Annotated in this window: 19 protein-coding genes, 4 tRNA genes and 2 rRNA genes; all 25 read right to left on the minus strand. The window is 55.3% G+C overall.

Annotation, left to right across the window (positions count from 1 at the left end; genetic code table 11):
- Positions 1-9: 9 nt before the first annotated feature.
- A complete protein-coding gene (gene rplW / locus ACEN83_RS27365) occupies positions 10-309 on the minus strand; it encodes a 50S ribosomal protein L23 (RefSeq protein ID WP_002555488.1) in 300 nt (99 codons plus the stop codon).
- Positions 306-908 carry a 50S ribosomal protein L4 gene (gene rplD, locus ACEN83_RS27370; RefSeq protein ID WP_003228735.1) on the minus strand — a complete coding sequence of 201 codons (603 nt, stop codon included), beginning with the start codon at positions 906-908 and terminating at the stop codon, positions 306-308. Before rplD ends, rplW begins: the two co-directional genes overlap by 4 nt.
- 12 nt (positions 909-920) lie before the next feature.
- On the minus strand, positions 921-1,556 hold the full coding sequence (rplC, locus tag ACEN83_RS27375) for a 50S ribosomal protein L3 (protein WP_003186059.1): 636 nt from the start codon (positions 1,554-1,556) through the stop codon (positions 921-923).
- 80 nt (positions 1,557-1,636) lie between these two features.
- A complete protein-coding gene (gene rpsJ, locus ACEN83_RS27380; RefSeq protein WP_003186070.1) occupies positions 1,637-1,948 on the minus strand; it encodes a 30S ribosomal protein S10 in 312 nt (103 codons plus the stop codon).
- 157 nt (positions 1,949-2,105) lie between these two features.
- Positions 2,106-3,299 carry an elongation factor Tu gene (gene tuf, locus ACEN83_RS27385; RefSeq protein ID WP_007970421.1) on the minus strand — a complete coding sequence of 398 codons (1,194 nt, stop codon included), beginning with the start codon at positions 3,297-3,299 and terminating at the stop codon, positions 2,106-2,108.
- A 30-nt stretch (positions 3,300-3,329) separates the two neighbouring features.
- Positions 3,330-5,435, minus strand: coding sequence for an elongation factor G (fusA, locus tag ACEN83_RS27390; RefSeq protein ID WP_116582922.1), 2,106 nt, complete (start codon positions 5,433-5,435; stop codon positions 3,330-3,332).
- 30 nt (positions 5,436-5,465) lie between these two features.
- Entirely contained in the window at positions 5,466-5,939 is a 474-nt protein-coding gene (rpsG, locus tag ACEN83_RS27395) for a 30S ribosomal protein S7 (protein ID WP_007970418.1), read from the minus strand.
- Between the two features lie 108 nt (positions 5,940-6,047).
- Positions 6,048-6,419, minus strand: coding sequence for a 30S ribosomal protein S12 (gene rpsL / locus ACEN83_RS27400; protein ID WP_003186084.1), 372 nt, complete (start codon positions 6,417-6,419; stop codon positions 6,048-6,050).
- 216 nt (positions 6,420-6,635) lie between these two features.
- Positions 6,636-10,835, minus strand: a complete 4,200-nt coding sequence (gene rpoC / locus ACEN83_RS27405; RefSeq protein WP_007970416.1) for a DNA-directed RNA polymerase subunit beta' — start codon at positions 10,833-10,835, stop codon at positions 6,636-6,638.
- 64 nt (positions 10,836-10,899) lie between these two features.
- Entirely contained in the window at positions 10,900-14,973 is a 4,074-nt protein-coding gene (gene rpoB / locus ACEN83_RS27410) for a DNA-directed RNA polymerase subunit beta (protein ID WP_007970415.1), read from the minus strand.
- A 220-nt stretch (positions 14,974-15,193) separates the two neighbouring features.
- The gene (gene rplL / locus ACEN83_RS27415; protein ID WP_007970414.1) at positions 15,194-15,559 is read right to left on the minus strand and encodes a 50S ribosomal protein L7/L12; all 366 of its coding nucleotides are present in this window, start codon (positions 15,557-15,559) and stop codon (positions 15,194-15,196) included.
- Positions 15,560-15,634: 75 nt separating this feature from the next.
- The gene (gene rplJ / locus ACEN83_RS27420) at positions 15,635-16,135 is read right to left on the minus strand and encodes a 50S ribosomal protein L10 (RefSeq protein WP_007970413.1); all 501 of its coding nucleotides are present in this window, start codon (positions 16,133-16,135) and stop codon (positions 15,635-15,637) included.
- Between the two features lie 198 nt (positions 16,136-16,333).
- Complete coding sequence (gene rplA / locus ACEN83_RS27425) at positions 16,334-17,029, minus strand: 50S ribosomal protein L1 (protein WP_003186095.1); 696 nt, start codon at positions 17,027-17,029, stop codon at positions 16,334-16,336.
- Entirely contained in the window at positions 17,029-17,460 is a 432-nt protein-coding gene (rplK, locus tag ACEN83_RS27430; RefSeq protein WP_007933726.1) for a 50S ribosomal protein L11, read from the minus strand. Before rplK ends, rplA begins: the two co-directional genes overlap by 1 nt.
- A 117-nt stretch (positions 17,461-17,577) precedes the next feature.
- Positions 17,578-18,111: a transcription termination/antitermination protein NusG gene (gene nusG / locus ACEN83_RS27435; protein WP_007984405.1), complete on the minus strand. Its 534-nt coding sequence runs from the start codon at positions 18,109-18,111 to the stop codon at positions 17,578-17,580.
- A 9-nt stretch (positions 18,112-18,120) separates the two neighbouring features.
- Entirely contained in the window at positions 18,121-18,489 is a 369-nt protein-coding gene (secE, locus tag ACEN83_RS27440) for a preprotein translocase subunit SecE (RefSeq protein WP_102673697.1), read from the minus strand.
- Between the two features lie 45 nt (positions 18,490-18,534).
- Positions 18,535-18,610: transfer RNA gene (locus ACEN83_RS27445), tRNA-Trp, on the minus strand.
- 173 nt (positions 18,611-18,783) lie between these two features.
- Positions 18,784-18,859 (minus strand) — tRNA-Thr (locus tag ACEN83_RS27450).
- A gap of 26 nt (positions 18,860-18,885) precedes the next feature.
- A tRNA-Gly gene (locus tag ACEN83_RS27455) sits at positions 18,886-18,959 on the minus strand.
- Positions 18,960-18,983: 24 nt separating this feature from the next.
- Positions 18,984-19,068 (minus strand) — tRNA-Tyr (locus tag ACEN83_RS27460).
- Between the two features lie 142 nt (positions 19,069-19,210).
- Complete coding sequence (locus tag ACEN83_RS27465; protein WP_116582923.1) at positions 19,211-19,648, minus strand: hypothetical protein; 438 nt, start codon at positions 19,646-19,648, stop codon at positions 19,211-19,213.
- A 7-nt stretch (positions 19,649-19,655) separates the two neighbouring features.
- The gene (locus ACEN83_RS27470; RefSeq protein ID WP_495578886.1) at positions 19,656-20,405 is read right to left on the minus strand and encodes a pantothenate kinase; all 750 of its coding nucleotides are present in this window, start codon (positions 20,403-20,405) and stop codon (positions 19,656-19,658) included.
- The gene (birA, locus tag ACEN83_RS27475) at positions 20,395-21,354 is read right to left on the minus strand and encodes a bifunctional biotin--[acetyl-CoA-carboxylase] ligase/biotin operon repressor BirA (RefSeq protein ID WP_495578887.1); all 960 of its coding nucleotides are present in this window, start codon (positions 21,352-21,354) and stop codon (positions 20,395-20,397) included. The genes ACEN83_RS27470 and birA overlap by 11 nt, the downstream gene beginning before the upstream one ends.
- 135 nt (positions 21,355-21,489) lie before the next feature.
- Positions 21,490-21,605, minus strand: a 5S ribosomal RNA gene (gene rrf, locus ACEN83_RS27480).
- 155 nt (positions 21,606-21,760) lie between these two features.
- Positions 21,761-24,652: ribosomal RNA gene (locus ACEN83_RS27485) — 23S ribosomal RNA — on the minus strand.
- Between the last annotated feature and the right edge of the window lie 35 nt (positions 24,653-24,687).

Raw genomic sequence — 24,687 nt, forward strand, 5'->3', positions numbered from 1 at the left:
ACCCCTTCCTTACTCAGCACTGCTGCTGAAATCGAGATCTTGGCCTGGCTGAAGGGAGATAACTGCCTTCTTCCAGTCATTACGCTTGCCCAGACCGCGAGCAGTGCGCTTGCTCTTACCCAGAACATTCAGGGTAGTTACACGCTCTACTTTCACGCTGAACAGGCTTTCGACGGCCTTCTTGATTTCCAGCTTGGTTGCGTCAGTAGCAACCTTGAAAACGAACTGGCCTTTCTTGTCTGCCAGAACCGTAGCCTTCTCGGAAACGTGCGGGCCAAGCAGAACTTTAAATACGCGTTCCTGGTTCATCCCAGCAGCTCCTCGAATTTCTTCACGGCCGACACGGTGATCAACACCTTGTCGTATGCGATCAGACTAACTGGATCGGAACCTTGCACGTCACGTACATCTACGTGTGGCAGGTTACGAGCAGCCAGGTACAGGTTCTGATCAACAGCGTCCGACACGATCAGAACGTCGGTCAGGCTCATGTTGTTCAGCTTGCCCAGCAGGTCTTTGGTTTTCGGCGTTTCAACGGCGAAATCCTGAACCACGACCAGACGATCAGTACGCACCAGCTCAGCAAGGATGGAGCGCATTGCTGCGCGGTACATCTTCTTGTTCAGCTTCTGGGAGTGATCCTGAGGACGAGCTGCGAAAGTGGTACCGCCGCCACGCCAGATTGGGCTACGGATAGTACCGGCACGAGCACGGCCAGTACCTTTCTGACGCCATGGGCGCTTGCCGCCACCACGAACGTCGGAACGGGTCTTTTGCTGCTTGGAACCCTGACGGCCGCCGGCCATGTAGGCCACGACTGCTTGGTGAACCAGCGTCTCGTTGAATTCGCCGCCAAATGTCAGTTCGGAAACTTCGATCGCTTGAGCGTCATTTACATTTAATTGCATGTCAGCTTCCCCTTAACCGCGAGCCTTGGCTGCTGGACGTACAACCAAGTTGCCGCCAGTAGCGCCAGGAACAGCGCCCTTGACCAACAACAGATTGCGTTCAGCGTCCACGCGCACTACTTCGAGGGACTGCACGGTCACGCGCTCAGCGCCCATATGACCGGACATTTTTTTGCCCTTGAATACACGACCAGGAGTCTGGCACTGGCCGATAGAGCCTGGAACGCGGTGGGATACGGAGTTACCGTGGGTGTTATCTTGCCCGCGGAAATTCCAACGCTTGATCGTACCCTGGAAGCCTTTACCCTTGGACTGGCCGGTTACATCAACCAGTTGACCAGCGGCGAAGATTTCAGCGTTGATCAGATCGCCAGCCTGGTACTCGCCTTCTTCAAGGCGGAATTCCATTACGGTACGACCAGCGGCAACGTTCGCCTTAGCGAAGTGGCCAGCCTGAGCTGCTGTTACACGCGAAGCACGACGCTCGCCGACAGTGACTTGCACTGCACGATAGCCATCGGTCTCTTCAGTTTTGAACTGGGTGACGCGATTCGGCTCGATCTCAATGACCGTGACCGGAATGGAGACACCTTCTTCGGTGAAAATACGGGTCATACCGCATTTACGACCGACTACACCAATAGTCATGTTGTAAACCTCATGAGTGTACGGGGCTTTCACCCGCTATGGCCGCCCATTTCAGAGCGTTACACGACTAAGACCGAGTCTTAGCCGAGGCTGATCTGCACTTCCACACCGGCCGCAAGATCAAGCTTCATAAGAGCATCAACGGTTTTATCCGTTGGCTGGACGATGTCCAGAACGCGCTTATGAGTACGGATCTCGTACTGGTCACGCGCGTCTTTGTTGACGTGCGGGGAGACCAGAACGGTGAACCGCTCTTTACGGGTAGGCAGTGGAATTGGACCACGCACTTGAGCACCAGTACGTTTCGCGGTTTCCACGATTTCCTGGGTTGATTGGTCGATCAGGCGATGGTCGAAAGCCTTCAACCTGATACGGATTTGCTGATTTTGCATTGGATTTCAGACTCCGGCTGCTATTCCCACCGGGCGCAATACGCCCGTTAAAAGGAGGCGCAATTCTATAGACGCCCCAGATAGGTGTCAACCCAATAAAAAAGCCCCCGCTGAGCGGGGGCTTTTCAAAGCATCGAAGCTATCTCAAAAGAGATGCTTACTCGATGATTTTGGCTACGACGCCAGCGCCGACGGTACGACCGCCTTCACGGATAGCGAAACGCAGACCGTCTTCCATCGCGATGGTTTTGATCAGGGTAACAGTCATCTGAATGTTGTCACCTGGCATTACCATTTCAACGCCTTCTGGCAGCTCGCAGTTACCAGTCACGTCAGTAGTACGGAAGTAGAACTGTGGACGGTAGCCTTTGAAGAACGGAGTGTGACGACCGCCTTCTTCCTTGCTCAGAACGTAAACTTCTGCGGTGAACTTGGTGTGCGGCTTAACCGAACCCGGCTTAACCAGAACCTGACCACGCTCAACGTCGTCACGCTTGGTGCCACGCAGCAGAACGCCGCAGTTCTCGCCAGCACGACCTTCGTCGAGCAGCTTACGGAACATTTCAACACCGGTGCAGGTGGTGACGGTGGTGTCACGCAGACCAACGATTTCCAGTGGATCCTGCACGCGAACGATACCGCGCTCGATACGACCAGTCACAACAGTACCGCGACCGGAGATCGAGAATACGTCTTCGATTGGCATCAGGAACGGCTTGTCGATAGCACGCTCTGGCTCTGGGATGTAGGTGTCCAGAGTTTCTACCAGCTTCTTGACGGCAGTGGTGCCCATCTCGTTGTCATCTTTGCCTTCCAGCGCCATACGGGCCGAACCAATGATGATTGGAGTGTCGTCGCCTGGGAAGTCGTAAGTGCTCAGCAGATCGCGCACTTCCATCTCTACCAGTTCCAGCAGCTCAGCGTCGTCTACCAGGTCAGCCTTGTTCAGGAAAACCACGATGTACGGAACACCTACCTGACGGGACAGCAGGATGTGCTCACGGGTTTGTGGCATCGGACCATCAGCGGCCGAGCAAACCAGGATCGCGCCGTCCATCTGGGCAGCACCGGTGATCATGTTCTTCACGTAGTCAGCGTGACCTGGGCAGTCAACGTGAGCGTAGTGACGAATGTTCGAGTTGTACTCGACGTGCGCGGTGTTGATGGTGATACCACGAGCTTTTTCTTCTGGCGCGCTGTCGATCTTGTCGAATTCAACGATTGCGGAACCGAAAACTTCGGAGCAAACGCGAGTCAGAGCTGCGGTCAGAGTGGTTTTACCGTGGTCAACGTGACCGATGGTGCCAACGTTGACGTGCGGTAGGGAACGATCAAATTTTTCTTTAGCCACGACAATTAACTCCTTGCCTAAAGGACTGAATCAGCCTTGTTTTTTGGTAACGGTTTCGACGATGTGCGACGGAGCCGTATTGTATTTTTTGAATTCCATAGAGTAGCTTGCGCGACCCTGGGACATCGAACGAACGTCGGTCGCATAACCGAACATCTCGCCCAACGGAACTTCAGCACGGATCACCTTACCGGAAACCGTGTCTTCCATACCCAGAATCATGCCGCGACGACGATTGAGGTCGCCCATCACGTCACCCATATAGTCTTCAGGCGTAACAACCTCTACCGCCATGATCGGCTCGAGCAACTCACCACCGCCCTTCTGGGCCAGTTGCTTGGTCGCCATGGAAGCAGCCACCTTAAACGCCATCTCGTTGGAGTCGACGTCGTGGTAAGAACCATCAAACACGGTAGCCTTCAGGCCGATCAGCGGATAGCCGGCAACTACGCCGTTCTTCATCTGCTCTTCGATGCCCTTCTGGATAGCCGGGATGTATTCCTTAGGAACCACACCACCCACTACTTCGTTCAAGAATTGCAGACCTTCCTGACCTTCGTCAGCAGGAGCAAAACGGATCCAGCAATGACCGAACTGGCCACGACCACCGGATTGACGAACGAACTTGCCTTCGATTTCGCAGTTCTTCGTGATGCGCTCACGATAGGAAACCTGAGGCTTACCGATGTTGGCTTCGACGTTGAACTCACGGCGCATCCGGTCAACCAGGATGTCCAGGTGCAGCTCGCCCATGCCAGAGATGATCGTTTGACCAGTCTCTTCATCAGTCTTGACGCGGAAAGACGGGTCTTCCTGAGCAAGTTTGCCCAGAGCGATACCCATTTTTTCCTGGTCATCCTTGGTCTTAGGCTCAACGGCAACCGAAATAACCGGCTCCGGGAAGTCCATGCGAACCAGGATGATTGGCTTGTCAGCGTTGCACAAGGTTTCACCAGTGGTGACGTCCTTCATGCCGATCAAGGCCGCGATGTCGCCAGCGCGTACTTCCTTGATCTCTTCACGGGCGTTTGCGTGCATCTGCACCATACGACCCACACGCTCTTTCTTGCCTTTGACCGAGTTGATCACGCCGTCGCCGGAGGCCAACACGCCCGAGTAAACGCGGACGAAGGTCAAGGTACCCACGAATGGGTCGGTAGCGATCTTGAACGCCAGAGCCGAGAACGGCTCGTTGTCGTCTGCATGACGCTCCATTTGAACTTCCTCGTCATCCGGGTCGGTACCCTTGATGGCAGGAATGTCGGTCGGAGCCGGCAGGTAGTCGATAACGGCGTCGAGAACCAGGGGAACACCCTTGTTCTTGAAGGAAGAACCGCAAACAGCCAGAACGATCTCACCAGCGATAGTACGCTGACGCAGAGCGCCCTTGATTTCCTCGATGGAGAGCTCTTCCCCTTCGAGGTACTTGTTCATCAGCTCTTCGCTGGCTTCGGCCGCAGCCTCAACCATGTTGTTGCGCCACTCTTCAGCCAGCTCCTGCAGTTCAGCAGGGATAGCTTCGCGACGTGGAGTCATGCCCTTGTCGGCATCGTTCCAGTAAACCGCTTCCATGGTCATCAGATCGATCTGACCCTGGAAATTGTCTTCGGAACCGATAGCCAACTGGATCGGCACCGGAGTGTGACCCAGACGCTGCTTGATCTGAGCGATCACGCGCAGGAAGTTTGCACCGGCACGGTCCATCTTGTTCACGTAAACAATACGTGGAACGCCGTACTTGTTGGCTTGACGCCATACGGTTTCGGACTGAGGCTCAACGCCGGAGGTGCCGCAGAACACAACGACCGCGCCGTCGAGTACACGCAGGGAACGCTCAACTTCAATAGTGAAGTCTACGTGGCCCGGGGTATCGATGACGTTGAAGCGGTATTGGTCTTTGTGCTGCTTGGCCGAACCCTGCCAGAAGGCGGTAATGGCAGCAGAAGTAATGGTAATACCACGCTCCTGCTCCTGAACCATCCAGTCAGTGGTCGCAGCGCCGTCATGCACTTCGCCCATCTTGTGGCTTTTGCCGGTGTAAAAAAGGACGCGCTCGGTGGTGGTGGTTTTACCAGCATCCACGTGAGCAACGATACCGATGTTACGGTAGCGATTAATCGGTGTAGTACGAGCCATAAAGCCCTCGCAAAATGAGTGACGCTAGAATTAGAAGCGGTAGTGCGAGAAAGCCTTGTTGGCTTCAGCCATACGGTGCACGTCTTCACGCTTCTTAACTGCAGCACCTTTACCTTCGGCGGCGTCCAACAGTTCGCCAGCCAAACGCAGAGCCATAGACTTCTCGCCGCGCTTGCGGGCGAAGTCTACCAACCAGCGCATTGCCAGAGCGTTACGACGGGAAGGACGAACCTCGACCGGAACCTGGTAAGTAGCACCACCAACGCGGCGCGACTTCACTTCGACCAGCGGAGCGATGGCGTCGAGTGCTTTTTCGAAGAGTTCCAGGGGATCGGTGCCGGCCTTACGAGCCTTCACGGTATCCAGGGCACCATAAACGATACGCTCGGCAACGGCTTTCTTGCCGCTTTCCATTACGTGGTTCATGAATTTGGCGAGGATTTGGCTTCCGTATTTCGGATCGTCCAGAATCTCACGCTTGGCTGCTACGCGACGTCTTGGCATTGATAAGCCCTCAAACGGTCTTCAGGTTAGCCCGGGACAGATCCAGTGGATACGTGCCCGACCTTACTCTTATCGACTCAATAAAATGAATAACTGCAAAACGACCGATTACTTCGGACGCTTGGTACCGTACTTCGAACGACCCTGGTTACGACCTTTAACACCGGAAGTATCCAACGAACCGCGAACGGTGTGGTAACGAACACCTGGCAAGTCTTTTACACGACCGCCGCGGATCAGTACCACGCTGTGCTCTTGCAGGTTGTGGCCTTCACCACCGATATACGAGGAAACCTCGAAACCGTTGGTCAGACGCACACGGCATACTTTACGCAGTGCCGAGTTAGGTTTTTTCGGCGTGGTGGTGTACACACGGGTGCACACGCCACGGCGTTGCGGGCAGTTCTGCAGCGCAGGCACGTCGGATTTCTCGACGATACGCTTACGCGGCTGACGTACCAGCTGGTTGATAGTTGCCATCTACTAGCTCCACTGTTGTCTTGCGACGCTATTGTCTTGCAAGAAAAGCAAAATGGCAGGAACGAGTTCCCGCCAAATTTAGGGGTACAAGAGTCTAAAGAGGATCTTGTCCCCAGTCAAGGCAAGGCCCCGCCCTCCCCGCTCATCCAATCTCGACAATTTGTCTCGATTCGATGAACGGAGTGACCAGGGCCTCACACTCATTTACCGCAGAACTCAGTTACCGCTCGAGTTCAGCGCTTCGGTCAGTGCAGCTTCCACTTCACTGGCGCTTACGCGCAACGGTTTGTCTGCATCACGGCGACGCTTACGCTCGCTGTGATAAGCCAGACCGGTACCGGCCGGGATCAGACGACCCACGACCACGTTTTCTTTCAGGCCGCGCAGGTAATCGCGCTTGCCGGTTACCGCCGCTTCGGTCAGTACGCGAGTGGTTTCCTGGAAGGAAGCCGCCGAGATGAACGATTCGGTGGACAACGACGCCTTGGTGATACCCAGCAGCACACGAGTGAACTTGGAGACAAACTTGTCTTCAGTCGCCAGGCGCTCGTTCTCTACCAGTACGTGAGTCAGTTCCATCTGGTCGCCCTTGATGAAACTGGAATCGCCGGATTCAGCGATCTCAACTTTACGCAGCATCTGACGCAGGATGGTCTCGATGTGCTTGTCGTTGATCTTCACGCCTTGCAGACGGTAAACGTCCTGGATCTCGTTGACGATGTACTTGGCCAGCGCACTCACACCCAGCAGACGCAGGATGTCGTGTGGATCGCTCGGACCGTCGGAGATAACTTCGCCGCGGTTTACCTGTTCGCCTTCGAACACGTTCAGGTGACGCCACTTCGGAATCAGCTCTTCGTACGGATCGCTACCGTCGTTCGGGGTAATGACCAGACGGCGCTTGCCCTTGGTCTCTTTACCGAACGCGATGGTGCCGCTGACTTCAGCCAGAATCGACGCTTCTTTCGGACGACGGGCTTCGAACAGGTCGGCAACACGCGGCAGACCACCGGTGATGTCACGGGTCTTCGAAGTTTCTTGCGGAATACGAGCGATAACATCACCGATCGCAATCTTCGCACCGTCCGCCACACCGACCAGGGCGTTGGCTGGCAGGAAGTACTGAGCGATAACGTCAGTGCCTGGCAGCAACAGATCCTTGCCGTTGTCGTCGACCATCTTGACGGCTGGACGGATGTCCTTACCGGCAGCTGGACGGTCTTTGGCGTCGAGTACTTCAATGTTGGTCATACCGGTCAATTCGTCAGTCTGACGCTTGATCGTGATGCCTTCTTCCATGCCCACGTAGGTCACGGTACCTTTCATTTCGGTAACGATCGGGTGAGTGTGCGGATCCCACTTGGCCACGATGGCGCCAGCGTCGACCTTGTCACCTTCTTTAACCGAAATCACGGCACCGTACGGCAGCTTGTAACGCTCACGCTCACGACCGAAGTCATCAGCGATAGCCAGCTCACCGGAACGGGACACAGCTACCAGGTGACCATCCACTCGCTCAACGTGCTTCAGGTTATGCAGACGGACGGTACCGCCATTCTTCACCTGAACGCTGTCGGCTGCGGAGGTCCGGCTTGCCGCACCACCGATGTGGAACGTACGCATCGTCAGCTGGGTACCCGGCTCACCGATGGACTGGGCAGCGATAACGCCGACCGCTTCACCGATGTTCACCTGGTGACCACGAGCCAGGTCACGGCCGTAGCACTTGGCGCAAATGCCATAGCGGGTTTCGCAGCTGATCGGCGAACGCACGATCACTTCGTCGATGCTGTTCAGCTCGATGAACTCGACCCACTTCTCGTCTACCAGGGTGCCAGCAGGAACGATGACGTCCTCGGTACCCGGCTTGAATACGTCGCGGGCAATAACACGACCCAATACGCGCTCACCCAACGGCTCTACAACGTCACCGCCTTCAATGTGCGGAGTCATCAGCAGACCGTGTTCGGTGCCGCAATCGATCTCGGTTACAACCAGATCCTGCGCCACGTCTACCAGACGACGAGTCAGGTAACCCGAGTTCGCCGTTTTCAACGCGGTATCCGCCAGACCTTTACGAGCACCGTGAGTGGAGATGAAGTACTGAAGTACGCTCAAACCTTCACGGAAGTTCGCAGTAATCGGCGTTTCAATGATGGAGCCGTCCGGCTTGGCCATCAGGCCACGCATACCGGCCAGCTGACGAATCTGTGCTGCGGAACCCCGCGCACCCGAGTCGGCCATCATGTACATCGAGTTGAACGATTCCTGATCGACTTCGACGCCATGACGGTCGATGACTTTCTCTTTCGAGAGGTTGGCCATCATCGCCTTGGAAACTTCGTCGTTCGCCTTGGACCAAAGGTCGATCACTTTGTTGTACTTCTCGCCCTGGGTTACCAGGCCGGAGGCGTACTGGCTCTCGATCTCTTTCACTTCGTCGGTGGCAGCACCGATGATGCGGGCCTTTTCATCCGGGATAACGAAGTCGTTAACACCGATGGAAACGCCGGAGATGGTCGAATAGGCAAAACCGGTGTACATCAGCTGGTCAGCGAAGATAACGGTCTCTTTCAGACCAACCACGCGGTAGCACTGGTTGATCAGCTTGGAGATCGCCTTTTTCTTCATCGGCAGGTTGACGACGTCGTACGACAGACCTTTTGGCACAACCTGGAACAACAGCGCACGGCCGACAGTGGTGTCGACGATACGGGTGTTGGTCACGCTGCCGCCGTCACGGTCGTTGACGGTTTCGTTGATCCGCACTTTAACCTTGGCGTGCAGTGCGGCTTCGCCGGCACGGAACACACGGTCAACTTCCTGCAGATCCGCGAATACACGACCTTCGCCCTTGGCGTTGATCGCTTCACGCGTCATGTAGTACAGACCCAATACAACGTCCTGCGACGGAACGATGATTGGCTCACCGTTGGCTGGCGACAGAATGTTGTTGGTCGACATCATCAACGCACGCGCTTCCAGCTGGGCTTCCAGCGTCAGCGGTACGTGCACGGCCATTTGGTCGCCGTCGAAGTCGGCGTTGTACGCGGCGCAGACCAGAGGGTGCAGCTGGATAGCCTTACCTTCGATCAGTACCGGTTCAAACGCCTGGATGCCCAGACGGTGAAGGGTCGGTGCACGGTTGAGAAGAACCGGGTGTTCGCGAATCACTTCAGCAAGAACGTCCCAAACTTCCGGCAGCTCGCGCTCGACCATCTTCTTGGCAGCCTTGATGGTGGTCGCGAGACCACGCATTTCCAGCTTGCCGAAAATGAACGGCTTGAACAGCTCGAGAGCCATCTTCTTCGGCAGACCGCACTGGTGCAGACGCAGGGTCGGACCTACGGTAATTACCGAACGGCCGGAGTAGTCAACACGCTTACCGAGCAAGTTCTGACGGAAACGACCCTGCTTACCCTTGATCATGTCAGCCAGGGATTTCAGAGGACGCTTGTTGGAACCTGTGATAGCGCGGCCACGACGACCGTTGTCGAGCAGTGCGTCGACGGCTTCCTGCAACATACGCTTTTCGTTGCGCACGATGATGTCCGGAGCGGACAGATCCAGCAGGCGCTTCAAACGGTTGTTACGGTTGATCACTCGACGATACAGATCGTTGAGGTCGGAAGTCGCGAAACGACCGCCATCCAGCGGGACCAGTGGACGCAGGTCTGGCGGCAGAACCGGCAGAACGGTCAGCACCATCCACTCTGGCAGGTTGCCGGAACCCTGGAAGGCTTCCATCAACTTCAGACGCTTGGACAGCTTCTTGATCTTGGTTTCCGAGTTGGTTTGCGGAATTTCTTCGCGCAGACGGCCAATCTCGTGTTCCAGGTCGATAGCGTGCAGCAGTTCGCGGACAGCTTCGGCACCCATGCGGGCATCGAAATCATCGCCGAACTCTTCCAGCGCTTCGAAGTACTGCTCGTCGTTCAGCAGCTGACCCTTTTCAAGGGTGGTCATGCCTGGATCGATAACGACGTAGCTCTCGAAGTAGAGAACGCGTTCGATATCACGCAGGGTCATGTCCATCAGCAAGCCGATACGGGACGGCAGCGATTTCAGGAACCAGATGTGGGCAACCGGCGAGGCCAGTTCGATGTGCGCCATGCGCTCACGACGAACTTTTGCCAGCGCGACTTCAACGCCGCACTTCTCGCAGATCACACCGCGGTGCTTCAAGCGCTTGTACTTACCGCACAGGCACTCGTAATCCTTTACCGGGCCAAAGATCTTGGCGCAGAACAGGCCGTCACGCTCAGGTTTGAACGTACGGTAGTTGATGGTTTCCGGCTTTTTAACTTCACCGAACGACCACGAACGGATCATCTCAGGCGATGCCAATCCGATACGGATGGCGTCGAACTCTTCGACTTGACCCTGGTTTTTCAGCAAATTCAGTAGGTCTTTCAAGGCCTTTCCTCCTGGCGGAGCAGAGAGCGGGCAATCCTGCCCCGCTCTCGATTCGCGTCACGTGTTATTCGGTTTCCAGATCGATATCGATGCCGAGGGAACGAATTTCCTTGATCAACACGTTGAAGGACTCGGGCATGCCCGGCTCCATACGGTGATCGCCATCCACGATGTTTTTGTACATCTTGGTACGGCCGTTCACATCGTCCGACTTCACTGTGAGCATTTCTTGCAGAGTGTAAGCGGCACCGTATGCTTCCAGTGCCCAGACCTCCATCTCCCCGAAACGCTGACCACCGAACTGCGCCTTACCACCCAGCGGCTGCTGGGTAACCAGGCTGTACGAACCGGTAGAACGCGCGTGCATCTTGTCGTCTACCAAGTGGTTCAGCTTCAGCATGTACATGTAGCCAACGGTAACCGGGCGCTCGAACTTGTTGCCGGTACGGCCGTCGGTCAGCTGCATCTGGCCGCTTTCTGGCAGGTCCGCCAGTTTCAGCATGGCCTTGATTTCGCTTTCCTTGGCACCGTCGAACACTGGAGTGGCCATTGGAACGCCGCCACGCAGGTTTTGAGCCAGGTCCAGGATTTCCTGATCCGAGAAGTCATCGAGGCTTTCCTGACGACCGCCGATCTCGTTGTAGATCTCGTGCAGGAACTTACGCAGCTCGGCAACCTTGCGCTGCTCTTCGATCATGCGGTTGATCTTCTCGCCCAGACCTTTGGCCGCGAGGCCCAGGTGGGTTTCAAGGATCTGACCAACGTTCATACGCGAAGGTACGCCCAACGGGTTGAGGACGACGTCGACCGGGGTGCCATTGGCATCGTGCGGCATGTCTTCAACCGGCATGATCACGGAGACCACACCCTTGTTACCGTGACGACCGGCCATCTTGTCGCCCGGCTGGATGCGACGACGGATTGCCAGGTAGACCTTGACGATTTTCAGCACGCCCGGAGCCAGGTCATCGCCTTGCTGCAGTTTGCGCTTCTTGTCTTCGAACTTGTCGTCCAGCAGACGGCGACGATCAACGATGTAGGCCTGAGCCTTCTCGAGTTGCTCGTTCAGAGCATCTTCAGCCATGCGCAGTTTGAACCACTGGCCGTGCTCAAGACCGTCGAGAACTTCATCGGTGATGTCCTGGCCTTTCTTCAGACCGGCGCCGCCTTCGGCTTTGTGGCCGACCAGAGCGGAACGCAGACGTTCGAAAGTAGCACCTTCAACGATACGGAACTCTTCGTTCAGGTCCTTGCGGATCTCGTCCAGCTGGGACTTCTCGATCGACAGGGCACGAGCATCACGCTCAACGCCGTCGCGAGTGAAGACCTGTACGTCGATGACAGTACCTTTGGTACCGGTAGGTACACGCAGGGAAGTGTCTTTAACGTCGCTGGCTTTTTCACCGAAGATCGCACGCAGCAGTTTTTCTTCCGGAGTCAGCTGGGTCTCGCCTTTCGGAGTGACCTTACCCACCAGGATGTCGCCTGCGCCAACTTCAGCACCTACGTAAACGATACCGGCTTCGTCCAGTTTGTTCAGAGCCGCTTCACCCACGTTCGGGATGTCGGCAGTGATTTCCTCTGGGCCAAGCTTGGTGTCACGGGCCACACAGGTCAGTTCCTGGATGTGGATCGTGGTGAAGCGGTCTTCCTGAACAACACGCTCGGACAGGCAGATGGAGTCTTCGAAGTTGAAGCCGTTCCATGCCATGAACGCGATGCGCATGTTCTGACCCAGAGCCAGTTCACCCATGTCGGTGGACGGACCGTCGGCCATGATGTCGCTACGCTGAACCCGATCACCTTTACGCACCAGCGGACGCTGGTTGATGCAGGTGTTCTGGTTGGAGCGGGTGTACTTGGTCAGGTTGTAGATGTCGACACCGGCTTCACCGGTTTCAACTTCGTCATCGGCAACACGAACCACGATACGGCTGGCGTCGACGGAGTCGATCACGCCGCCACGACGAGCCACGACGCAAACGCCGGAGTCACGGGCTACGTTACGCTCCATGCCGGTACCTACCAGCGGCTTGTCAGCGCGCAGGGTCGGTACAGCTTGACGCTGCATGTTCGAACCCATCAACGCACGGTTGGCGTCGTCGTGCTCGAGGAACGGAATCAGCGACGCAGCAACCGAAACTACCTGCTTCGGCGATACGTCCATCAAGGTGACGTCTTCCGGCGCCTTGACGGTGAATTCGTTCAAGTGACGAACAGCTACCAGCTCGTCGATCAGGACTTTCTTGTCGTTCATCGTGGCCGAAGCCTGAGCGATCACGTGATCAGCTTCTTCGATGGCGGACAGGAATACGATCTCGTCGGTGACCAGAGCGTCTTTCACCACGCGGTACGGGCTCTCGAGGAAGCCGTACTGGTTGGTGCGCGCATAAGCGGCCAGGGAGTTGATCAGACCGATGTTCGGACCTTCCGGCGTTTCAATCGGGCATACACGACCGTAGTGAGTCGGGTGTACGTCACGCACTTCAAAGCCGGCACGCTCACGAGTCAGACCGCCAGGGCCGAGTGCAGAAACACGGCGCTTGTGGGTGATCTCGGACAGCGGGTTGTTCTGGTCCATGAACTGGGACAGCTGGCTGGAACCGAAGAACTCTTTCACCGCCGCAGCCACTGGCTTGGCGTTGATCAGGTCTTGCGGCATCAGGCCTTCGCTTTCAGCCATCGACAGACGCTCTTTGACCGCACGCTCAACACGTACCAGGCCAACGCGGAACTGGTTCTCGGCCATTTCGCCTACGCAGCGAACACGACGGTTACCCAGGTGGTCGATGTCATCGACGATGCCTTTACCGTTACGGATGTCGACCAGGGTCTTCAGTACCGCGACGATGTCTTCCTTGCACAGCACGCCCGAACCTTCGATTTCGGTTCGACCGATACGACGGTTGAACTTCATCCGGCCGACCGCAGACAGGTCATAGCGCTCAGGACTGAAGAACAGGTTGTTGAACAGGGTCTCGGCAGCGTCCTTGGTTGGCGGCTCGCCAGGACGCATCATGCGATAGATCTCGACCAGGGCTTCCAGTTGGTTGCTGGTGGAGTCGATCTTCAAGGTGTCGGAGACGAACGGACCGCAGTCGATATCGTTGGTGTACAGAGTTTCGATGCGAACAACGCCGGCCTTGGCGATTTTTGCCAGGATCTCGGTGTTCAGCTCGGTGTTGCACTCTGCCAGGATTTCGCCGGTTGCCGGATGCACGATGACCTTGGCGGTTGTGCGACCCAGGACGTAGTCCAGAGGCACATCCAGCTCTTTGATACCGGCTTTTTCCAGCTGGTTGATGTGGCGAGCGGTGATACGACGACCCTGCTCGACAATAACCTTGCCTTTGTCATCCTGAATATCGAGGACAGCGATTTCACCGCGCAGGCGCTGAGGCACCAGCTCCAGGCTCAGGGTCTCGCCCTTCACGTGGAATACGTTGGTGGTGTAGAACGCGTCCAGCACTTCTTCGGTGGTATAGCCGAGCGCGCGCAGCAGTACCGATGCAGGCAGCTTGCGACGACGGTCGATACGCACGAATACGCAGTCTTTCGGGTCGAACTCGAAGTCCAGCCACGAACCGCGGTAAGGAATGATGCGCGCGGAGTACAGCAGTTTACCGGAGCTGTGCGTCTTGCCACGGTCGTGGTCGAAGAACACGCCCGGGGAACGGTGCAGCTGGGAAACGATTACACGCTCGGTACCGTTGATTACGAAGGTACCGTTTTCAGTCATCAGGGGGATTTCACCCATGTAGACTTCTTGCTCTTTGATGTCCTTGATCGCTTTGTTCGACGATTCTTTGTCGAAAATGATCAGGCGCACTTTTACCCGCAAAGGTACGGCGTAAGTTACACCGCGCAATACGCATTCTTTGACATCAAATGCCGGTTCGCCCAGACGATATCCGACGTACTCCAGCGCAGCATTGCCGGAGTAGCTGATGATCGGGAAAACGGATTTGAAGGCCGCATGCAGGCCCACGTCGCGGAACTGATCTTTAGTCGCTCCCGCTTGCAAGAATTCACGATACGAATCCAGCTGGATGGCCAGGAGGTACGGCACATCCATGACGTCCGGCAACTTGCTAAAGTCCTTGCGGATACGTTTTTTCTCAGTATATGAGTAAGCCATCAGCGTTCCCCAGCTTGGTCACCTGCTTGTTTGGCCCCTCCCGACGGGAGCAGCCAGAAAATCGTGCAAACCCCATGGTTTGCGCCACCGCATCGGGTGGTTACAGCACGTTATCGGCACCGACCCAGTCGGCTGCCAATAACGGAAAAAGGCCGGTGGCAAGAGCCACCAGCCATCAGCCTGTCGCTTAACGCTCGGGCTGGAGGAGCAAAGTCGATGCTTACTTCAGCTCGACTTTAGCGCCTGCTTCTTCCAGAGCTGCTTTGGCTTTGTCAGCTGCGTCTTTGGCAACAGCTTCCAGAACCATGGCAGGTGCGCCGTCAACTACAGCCTTGGCTTCTTTCAAGCCCAGACCGGTCAGTTCACGTACAGCCTTGATCACGTTAACTTTCTTCTCGCCAGCTTCGGTCAGCATGACGTTGAATTCGGTTTGCTCTTCAGCAACGGCAGCAGCAACAGCTGGACCAGCCGATGCAGCAGCAGCGGTAACACCGAATTTTTCTTCGAAAGCTTTGATCAGCTCAACAACTTCCATTACGGACATGTTGCCAACTGCTTCAAGGATATCGTTCTGAGAGATAGACATGAATCTAATTCCTGATATTGGGGACGGCCTACGCGACCATCGAAAAAAACAAAAAACGCGAGAAGTTGACGAGCCTTAGGCTGCAGCAGCTTCTTTCTGGTCGCGAATTGCCGCCAGAGTACGAGCCAACTTGCTGGTAGCGCCTTGAATCACGCTCATCAGCTGAGAAATTGCTTCGTCACGGGTCGGCAGAGTTGCCAGTACGTCGATTTGGTTAGCTGCGAGGAACTTGCCCTCGAACGCAGCTGCCTTGATCTCGAACTTGTCCTGACCCTTTGCGAATTCCTTGAAGATCCGGGCAGCAGCGCCTGGATGTTCCTTGGAGAATGCAATCAGGGTAGGGCCGGTGAACACGTCGTTGAGGACACTGAATTCAGTGTCAGCAACAGCGCGCTTGAGCAGGGTGTTACGTACAACACGTACGTAAACGCCAGCTTCACGAGCCTCTTTACGGAGTCCGGTCATCGCGCCTACTGTTACGCCACGGGCATCAGCCACGACAGCGGACAGAGCGACTTTGGCAGCCTCGTTGACTTCAGCGACGATGGCCTTCTTGTCTTCGAGTTTAATTGCCACGGGTTTAACTCCTGCTTGTTACCGTTTCATCTGGTCGAAACCGGATGTCGTTTTGGTGTCTGATTCGGTAAGGAACCGGGAGCACCATCTGCGTAGGCTTGTGGTTTAAGACTTGCGTCGCCTACGGTCTTGGATAGCCCCCGCCAGGCAGGGACCCCAATTTTTCAATTGGCGCAATCGCTTGCGCCAATCTGTGTCTTACGCGTCGAGCGAGCTCTGGTCGATGACCAGACCTGGGCCCATAGTGGTGCTCAGGGTAACGCGCTTGACGTAGATGCCTTTCGAGGAAGCTGGCTTGATACGCTTCAGATCAGCGATCAGGGCTTCAACGTTTTCCTTCAGCTTCACGGCGTCGAAGCCGATCTTGCCAACGGAAGTGTGGATGATGCCGTTTTTGTCGGTGCGATAACGAACCTGACCAGCCTTGGCGTTTTTAACCGCGGTAGCTACGTCTGGAGTTACGGTGCCGACTTTAGGGTTAGGCATCAGGCCACGTGGACCGAGGATCTGACCCAACTGACCTACAACGCGCATTGCATCCGGGGATGCGATCACTACGTCATAGTTCAGGTCGCCGCCTTTCATTTCGGCAGCCAGGTCGTCCATGCCTACACGGTCAGCGCCGGCAGCCAGAGCGGCTTCAGCAGCTGGACCCTGGGTGAACACAGCAACGCGAACGGTCTTGCCAGTGCCGTGTGGCAGCACGGTAGCGCTACGAACGACCTGGTCGGATTTACGCGGGTCAACACCCAGGTTTACAGCTACGTCGAACGACTCGCTGAACTTGACAGTCGACAGCTCGGCCAGCAGGGCAGCAGCGTCTACAAAGTTGTAGGCCTTGCCTGCTTCGATTTTGCCGGCGATAGCCTTTTGACGCTTGGTCAGCTTAGCCATTACACACCCTCCACGTTAAGGCCCATGCTACGAGCAGAACCGGCGATGGTACGCACGGCTGCTTCCATATCAGCTGCAGTCAGATCCGCGTTTTTGGTTTTCGCGATTTCTTCCAGCTGAGCACGAGTTACGGTGCCAACCTTAACGGTGTTCGGACGAGCGGAACCGCTGGTCAGACCGGCCGCCTTCTTCAGCAGAACCGAAGCAGGGGTGGATTTGGTTTCGAAAGTGAAGCTACGGTCGCTGTAGACAGTGATGATCACTGGAGTCGGCAGACCTGGTTCAAGACCCTGGGTACGGGCGTTGAAAGCCTTGCAGAATTCCATGATGTTCACGCCGTGCTGACCCAGAGCAGGACCAACAGGCGGGCTTGGGTTAGCCTGAGCGGCCTTCACTTGCAGCTTGATGTAAGCGGTAATCTTCTTGGCCATGAGGCACTCCAATTACGGGTTCGAACGCCTCGAGAGGCTCCCCGGTTACTTGCGCGTTTATCCCAGTGACGACAAAACCCCACAGCCTACGGCTGCGGGGTTGGGATTGTTGCTCAGCTAGACCTTTTCGACCTGGCTGAACTCGAGCTCCACCGGAGTAGAGCGACCGAAAATGAGCACTGCGACCTGAATCCGGCTCTTTTCGTAGTTAACTTCTTCAACAACACCGGTAAAGTCCGCGAATGGACCGTCATTGACACGTACCGACTCGCCCGGCTCGAACAACGTCTTCGGTTTCGGCTTGTCGCTACCGTCAGCAACGCGGCGCAGAATCGCTTCTGCTTCCTTATCGGTGATCGGTGCAGGCTTGTCGGCGGTACCGCCGATGAAACCCATCACCCGAGGAGTATCCTTGACCAAGTGCCAAGTACCCTCGTTCATATCCATCTGCACCAGCACGTAGCCAGGGAAGAATTTGCGTTCGCTTTTGCGTTTCTGGCCATTACGCATTTCAACCACTTCTTCAGTGGGAACCAGAATTTCGCCGAAGCCGTCTTCCATACCGGCCAGCTTTACGCGCTCGATCAGCGAGCGCATTACATGCTTCTCGTAACCGGAGTAAGCATGCACAACATACCAACGCTTAGCCACGGGACACCCTTAGCCGACAATCAAGGAAACAAGCCAGCCGAGCAGGGAATCAAGACCCCACAACAGCAACGCCATAACCAGAACAACAGCCACCACAATCAGGGTGGTCTGCGTGGTTTCTTGGCGAGTTGGCCAAACGACTTTACGAATCTCGGTGCGTGCTTCCTTAACCAGTACAAAGAAAGACTTGCCCTTGGCCGTCTGCAGGCCTACAAAGGCAGCTACAGCAGCAATGGCAAGCAATGCGAGCACACGGTACAGGATCGGCGAAGCAGAAAAGTACTGATTGCCAACAACGCCAACAACCACCAGAGCGACTACTACAAGCCACTTGAGGAGGTCGAAACGAGAGCCTTGAGCTTCAGCTTTAGGAGTCATCTATGAAGATCCTGTGAAAAGAAAGCCAGACACACCAGGTGAATCTGGCAGGTCAGGAGGGAATCGAACCCCCAACCTACGGTTTTGGAGACCGTCGCTCTGCCAATTGAGCTACTGACCTAAAACAAAATCAGGCCGACCATTATGCCGACCCGAAAAAGACTTTACAACACTTACCAGGCAATCCCGACTGCAACACCAGTATCTGCGACACCGGCAACCCCGAAAACACAACGAGGCGCAACCACAACCACCTAAAACAAAGGCAGATATTTTCATATCTGCCTTGTTATATGGAGCTCTTGAGCGGATTTGAACCGCTGACCTCACCCTTACCAAGGGTGTGCTCTACCAACTGAGCTACAAGAGCGTAACACTGTGCAAAACCCGTAAACTTGGAGCGGGTAGCGGGAATCGAACCCGCATCATCAGCTTGGAAGGCTGAGGTTCTACCACTAAACTATACCCGCGAGGCTTACAGCTCTCGCTAAAAATGGTGGAGGGGGAAGGATTCGAACCTTCGAAGTCGTAGACGTCAGATTTACAGTCTGATCCCTTTGGCCGCTCGGGAACCCCTCCTAAGCGAGCCGGCATTCTACATCATGCCAGCCTTCTGTCAAGCATTTTCTCAATTAAATCTTGAGGTTAGCTGCGTTGACCTCGCTTCACATCGCTAACCGTTTCCGGTGTTCGCTGTGGAGCGGGCGCCATTCTATGCAAACTACTCAGTGGGCGCAACCCCCTCGCACGGCATTATTTTATGTTTTAACTCATTGAATTCTTTAGAAAGGTTTTGCAGCTGCAGATCGTCCAGCCAACGCCGGCTTTCCGGCGCAATACGCACCCAATACCCTGCGCTTTCCGAGCCTCTGGGCAGGGATTGGTATTTGACCTCCATCCCGCTCAACCGCCGCTCAACCGCCTGCGCGGCGTCCTGGCGCGTATATCCCCCCAGATAAAGGCAGCCATTGTCTGGCGAGACAGCTTTAGCCTTGTCTTTGGAGGCGTCACCCGCCTCGCTCAACAGGCGTATATCCTGCTGAGACCCGCGATACAGACTCAAAGGCGTGACATCCTTCGCGCGCAGTGGAGCCTCTTGTTGATGCCAGATGTAGTAAAAGCCATTGAGGACAAGCAGCAGCAGAAACAACCAACGCATAAAAACCTCAGGACAAGGGACAGGCCATGGCCAATCCGACAAACACCAAGTCCGGAACCACCCTGGCCCGAGGCACGACCTCAGAAACCAGGCTCGCATCCCCCCCAGTGAGGAATACGACAAAGTTCTCACCCCAGTAGCTGCGCGCCAACTCGAGCTGAGTCATTACGAAGCCGCGCAACATCAGCAAACAACCACGCTCGACAGCCTCGACAGTCGCACGACCCGGGACAAGACTCTCCAGAGCCTGCTCCGCCGCCAGATCTCCGTAACGAATTTTGCGCGTATGGGTACGCAACTGGTTGCGCATCAACGGCATGCCCGGACAGATGAAACCACCCAGGTGCTCTCCATCAGAAGCGATAAAGTCCGCAGTCACGGCCGTACCGAAGTCGAGCACCAGGCACGCACCTGAAGCCAGATGAAAGCCTCCAAGCATTGCAAGCCAGCGATCCAGACCCAGCCGCTCAAACTCTTCATAACCGTTGCGCACGCCTGACATTTCGCGAGCAGGCGCCGCGCAAACTATCGGCACATCAAAGGTATCCTTCAGCAATGACGTCAGCGCACCGGTCTCTTCCGCCGTCCTGACGCTCACTAGCCGACAAAACGTGAGGGCAAGCCCTTTGAGCCCCCCCAACCCCTCAAGCAATGCGAGATTGGAATCGACCACCCCCTCACCAAGCACCTGCCCGGCATTCGCCTCAAGCACGCGCCACTTGATGAAACTATTCCCACAATCGAGCTCAAGAATCATCGCGCAACCTCAGGCTCAATTCACCACCACTGAAGACTTTCTCCACACCATCCACCTTCAGGCGCAGGGCACCCTGGCCATCGATACCAAGCACCTCACCATCAATTTGATTGACACCGGCAATCAACGACACGCTTCGCCCTTGCCACAGGTGATTTTGCTCCCACTCCGACTGTATGGCCAAAAAACCACCCGCCTGGTGACGAGCCAGGTATCGCTGCAGCATCTCCCCCAACATGGCGACCAATTGGTTGCGATCAAACAACTTGCCTGATTCGAGCCGCATGGATGTCCATTGCTGGTCCACCTCGTCAGCGGACTGCATGTTCACATTGATTCCCACCCCCAGAACCACGTGACACACATCAGCAGGGTCACCGACCAGCTCGAGCAATATTCCAGCGATCTTTTTCTGACCCACCAAAACATCGTTGGGCCACTTCAATCCAGCGGCTGCAATACCCAGCTCACGTAACGTCTGCAAAACAGCGAGCCCGACGACGAGACTCAAGCCCTCCAACTGGCGCATGCCACCATCAATGCGCAGTACCAGGCTGTAATAGACGTTTTCAGCGAAGGGACTGACCCATTTGCGACCCCGTCGCCCGCGCCCGGCCGTCTGCCGCTCCGAGAGCACAACAAAGGGCGCAGCCTGCCCCCGTTCTATGGCTCGCAGCGCCTCGGCGTTCGTAGAGTCGATTGAGTCGTAAACCTGGACGGGCCAGTCGCAGGAAATCGTCCGGGCGCTGATCTCGGAAGGATCGAGCAGCGCCAATGGCGCGGACAATTGATAGCCGCGCCCACGAACTTTATGAATGGACAGTCCCAGCTCAGCTTCCAAATGCTGAAGCTGCTTCCACACGGCACTACGACTGACGCCCAGGGCAGCACCCAATGCTTCACCCGAATGGAATCGGCCATCTTTAAGAAGCTTTAACAACGTCAGCATGCAGGTCTCGCCTCACAATGAGGCCCGCATGATAGCCACGCGCCGAGCTATTGCATAGAAATCCAGTAGCCGTGACTTTTCTGCGGGCAAAAACAAAACCCCAACTGCTTTCGCAATTGGGGTTTCGGAATTTAATCTTGACGATGACCTACTCTCACATGGGGAAACCCCACACTACCATCGGCGATGCATCGTTTCACTTCTGAGTTCGGGATGGGATCAGGTGGTTCCAACGCTCTATGGTCGTCAAGAAATTCGGGTACTGAGTCGTGACCAGTTGGCCTCGCTTCAGCAAATTGGGTATGTGACAGCTGGTGTTTTGCGAGTCTCTCGAACTTTCGGTTCGTTTCGTCTTCACACACCGCAATCTGGCCTCTCTCGAGTTCGCAAATTGCTTGGGTGTTATATGGTCAAGCCTCACGGGCAATTAGTATTGGTTAGCTCAACGCCTCACAGCGCTTACACACCCAACCTATCAACGTCGTAGTCTTCGACGGCCCTTCAGGGAACTCAAGGTTCCAGTGAGATCTCATCTTGAGGCAAGTTTCCCGCTTAGATGCTTTCAGCGGTTATCTTTTCCGAACATAGCTACCCGGCAATGCCACTGGCGTGACAACCGGAACACCAGAGGTTCGTCCACTCCGGTCCTCTCGTACTAGGAGCAGCCCCTCTCAAATCTCAAACGTCCACGGCAGATAGGGACCGAACTGTCTCACGACGTTCTAAACCCAGCTCGCGTACCACTTTAAATGGCGAACAGCCATACCCTTGGGACCGGCTTCAGCCCCAGGATGTGATGAGCCGACATCGAGGTGCCAAACACCGCCGTCGATATGAACTCTTGGGCGGTATCAGCCTGTTATCCCCGGAGTACCTTTTATCCGTTGAGCGATGGCCCTTCCATACAGAACCACCGGATCACTAAGACCTACTTTCGTACCTGCTCGACGTGTCTGTCTCGCAGTCAAGCGCGCTTTTGCCTTTATACTCTACGACCGATTTCCGACCGGTCTGAGCGCACCTTCGTACTCCTCCGTTACTCTTTAGGAGGAGACCGCCCCAGTCAAACTACCCACCATACACTGTCCTCGATCCGGATAACGGACCTGAGTTAGAACCTCAAAGTTGCCAGGGTGGTATTTCAAGGATGGCTCCACGCGAACTGGCGTCCACGCTTCAAAGCCTCCCACCTATCCTACACAAGCAAATTCAAAGTCCAGTGCAAAGCTATAGTAAAGGTTCACGGGGTCTTTCCGTCTAGCCGCGGATACACTGCATCTTCACAGCGATTTCAATTTCACTGAGTCTCGGGTGGAGACAGCGCCGCCATCGTTACGCCATTCGTGCAGGTCGGAACTTACCCGACAAGGAATTTCGCTACCTTAGGACCGTTATAGTTACGGCCGCCGTTTACCGGGGCTTCGATCAAGAGCTTCGCGTTAGCTAACCCCATCAATTAACCTTCCGGCACCGGGCAGGCGTCACACCCTATACGTCCACTTTCGTGTTTGCAGAGTGCTGTGTTTTTAATAAACAGTCGCAGCGGCCTGGTATCTTCGACCGGCGTGGGCTTACGGAGCAAGTCCTTCACCCTCACCGGCGCACCTTCTCCCGAAGTTACGGTGCCATTTTGCCTAGTTCCTTCACCCGAGTTCTCTCAAGCGCCTTGGTATTCTCTACCCAACCACCTGTGTCGGTTTGGGGTACGGTTCCTGGTTATCTGAAGCTTAGAAGCTTTTCTTGGAAGCATGGCATCAACCACTTCGTCACCCAAAGGGTAACTCGTCATCAGCTCTCGGCCTTAAGATCCCGGATTTACCTAAGATCTCAGCCTACCACCTTAAACTTGGACAACCAACGCCAAGCTGGCCTAGCCTTCTCCGTCCCTCCATCGCAATAACCAGAAGTACAGGAATATTAACCTGTTTTCCATCGACTACGCTTTTCAGCCTCGCCTTAGGGACCGACTAACCCTGCGTCGATTAACGTTGCGCAGGAAACCTTGGTCTTTCGGCGTGGGTGTTTTTCACACCCATTGTCGTTACTCATGTCAGCATTCGCACTTCTGATACCTCCAGCAAGCTTCTCAACTCACCTTCACAGGCTTACAGAACGCTCCTCTACCGCATCATCCGAAGATGATACCCGTAGCTTCGGTGTATGGTTTGAGCCCCGTTACATCTTCCGCGCAGGCCGACTCGACTAGTGAGCTATTACGCTTTCTTTAAAGGGTGGCTGCTTCTAAGCCAACCTCCTAGCTGTCTAAGCCTTCCCACATCGTTTCCCACTTAACCATAACTTTGGGACCTTAGCTGACGGTCTGGGTTGTTTCCCTTTTCACGACGGACGTTAGCACCCGCCGTGTGTCTCCCATGCTCGGCACTTGTAGGTATTCGGAGTTTGCATCGGTTTGGTAAGTCGGGATGACCCCTAGCCGAAACAGTGCTCTACCCCCTACAGTGATACATGAGGCGCTACCTAAATAGCTTTCGAGGAGAACCAGCTATCTCCGAGCTTGATTAGCCTTTCACTCCGATCCACAGGTCATCCGCTAACTTTTCAACGGTAGTCGGTTCGGTCCTCCAGTCAGTGTTACCTAACCTTCAACCTGCCCATGGATAGATCGCCCGGTTTCGGGTCTATTCCCAGCGACTAGACGCCCTATTAAGACTCGCTTTCGCTACGCCTCCCTATTCGGTTAAGCTCGCCACTGAAAATAAGTCGCTGACCCATTATACAAAAGGTACGCAGTCACCCAACAAAGTGGGCTCCCACTGCTTGTACGCATACGGTTTCAGGATCTATTTCACTCCCCTCTCCGGGGTTCTTTTCGCCTTTCCCTCACGGTACTAGTTCACTATCGGTCAGTCAGTAGTATTTAGCCTTGGAGGATGGTCCCCCCATATTCAGACAAAGTTTCTCGTGCTCCGTCCTACTCGATTTCATGACCAAGAGATTTTCGCGTACAGGGCTATCACCCACTATGGCCGCACTTTCCAGAGCGTTCCGCTAATCTCAAAGCCACTTAAGGGCTAGTCCCCGTTCGCTCGCCACTACTAAGGGAATCTCGGTTGATTTCTTTTCCTCAGGGTACTTAGATGTTTCAGTTCCCCTGGTTCGCCTCTTGCACCTATGTATTCAGTACAAGATAACCATCTTATGATGGCTGGGTTCCCCCATTCAGACATCTCCGGATCAAAGTCTGTTTGCCGACTCCCCGAAGCTTTTCGCAGGCTACCACGTCTTTCATCGCCTCTGACTGCCAAGGCATCCACCGTATGCGCTTCTTCACTTGACCATATAACCCCAAGCAATCTGGTTATACTGTGAAGA

Source organism: Pseudomonas sp. Pseusp49 (assembly GCF_059491875.1).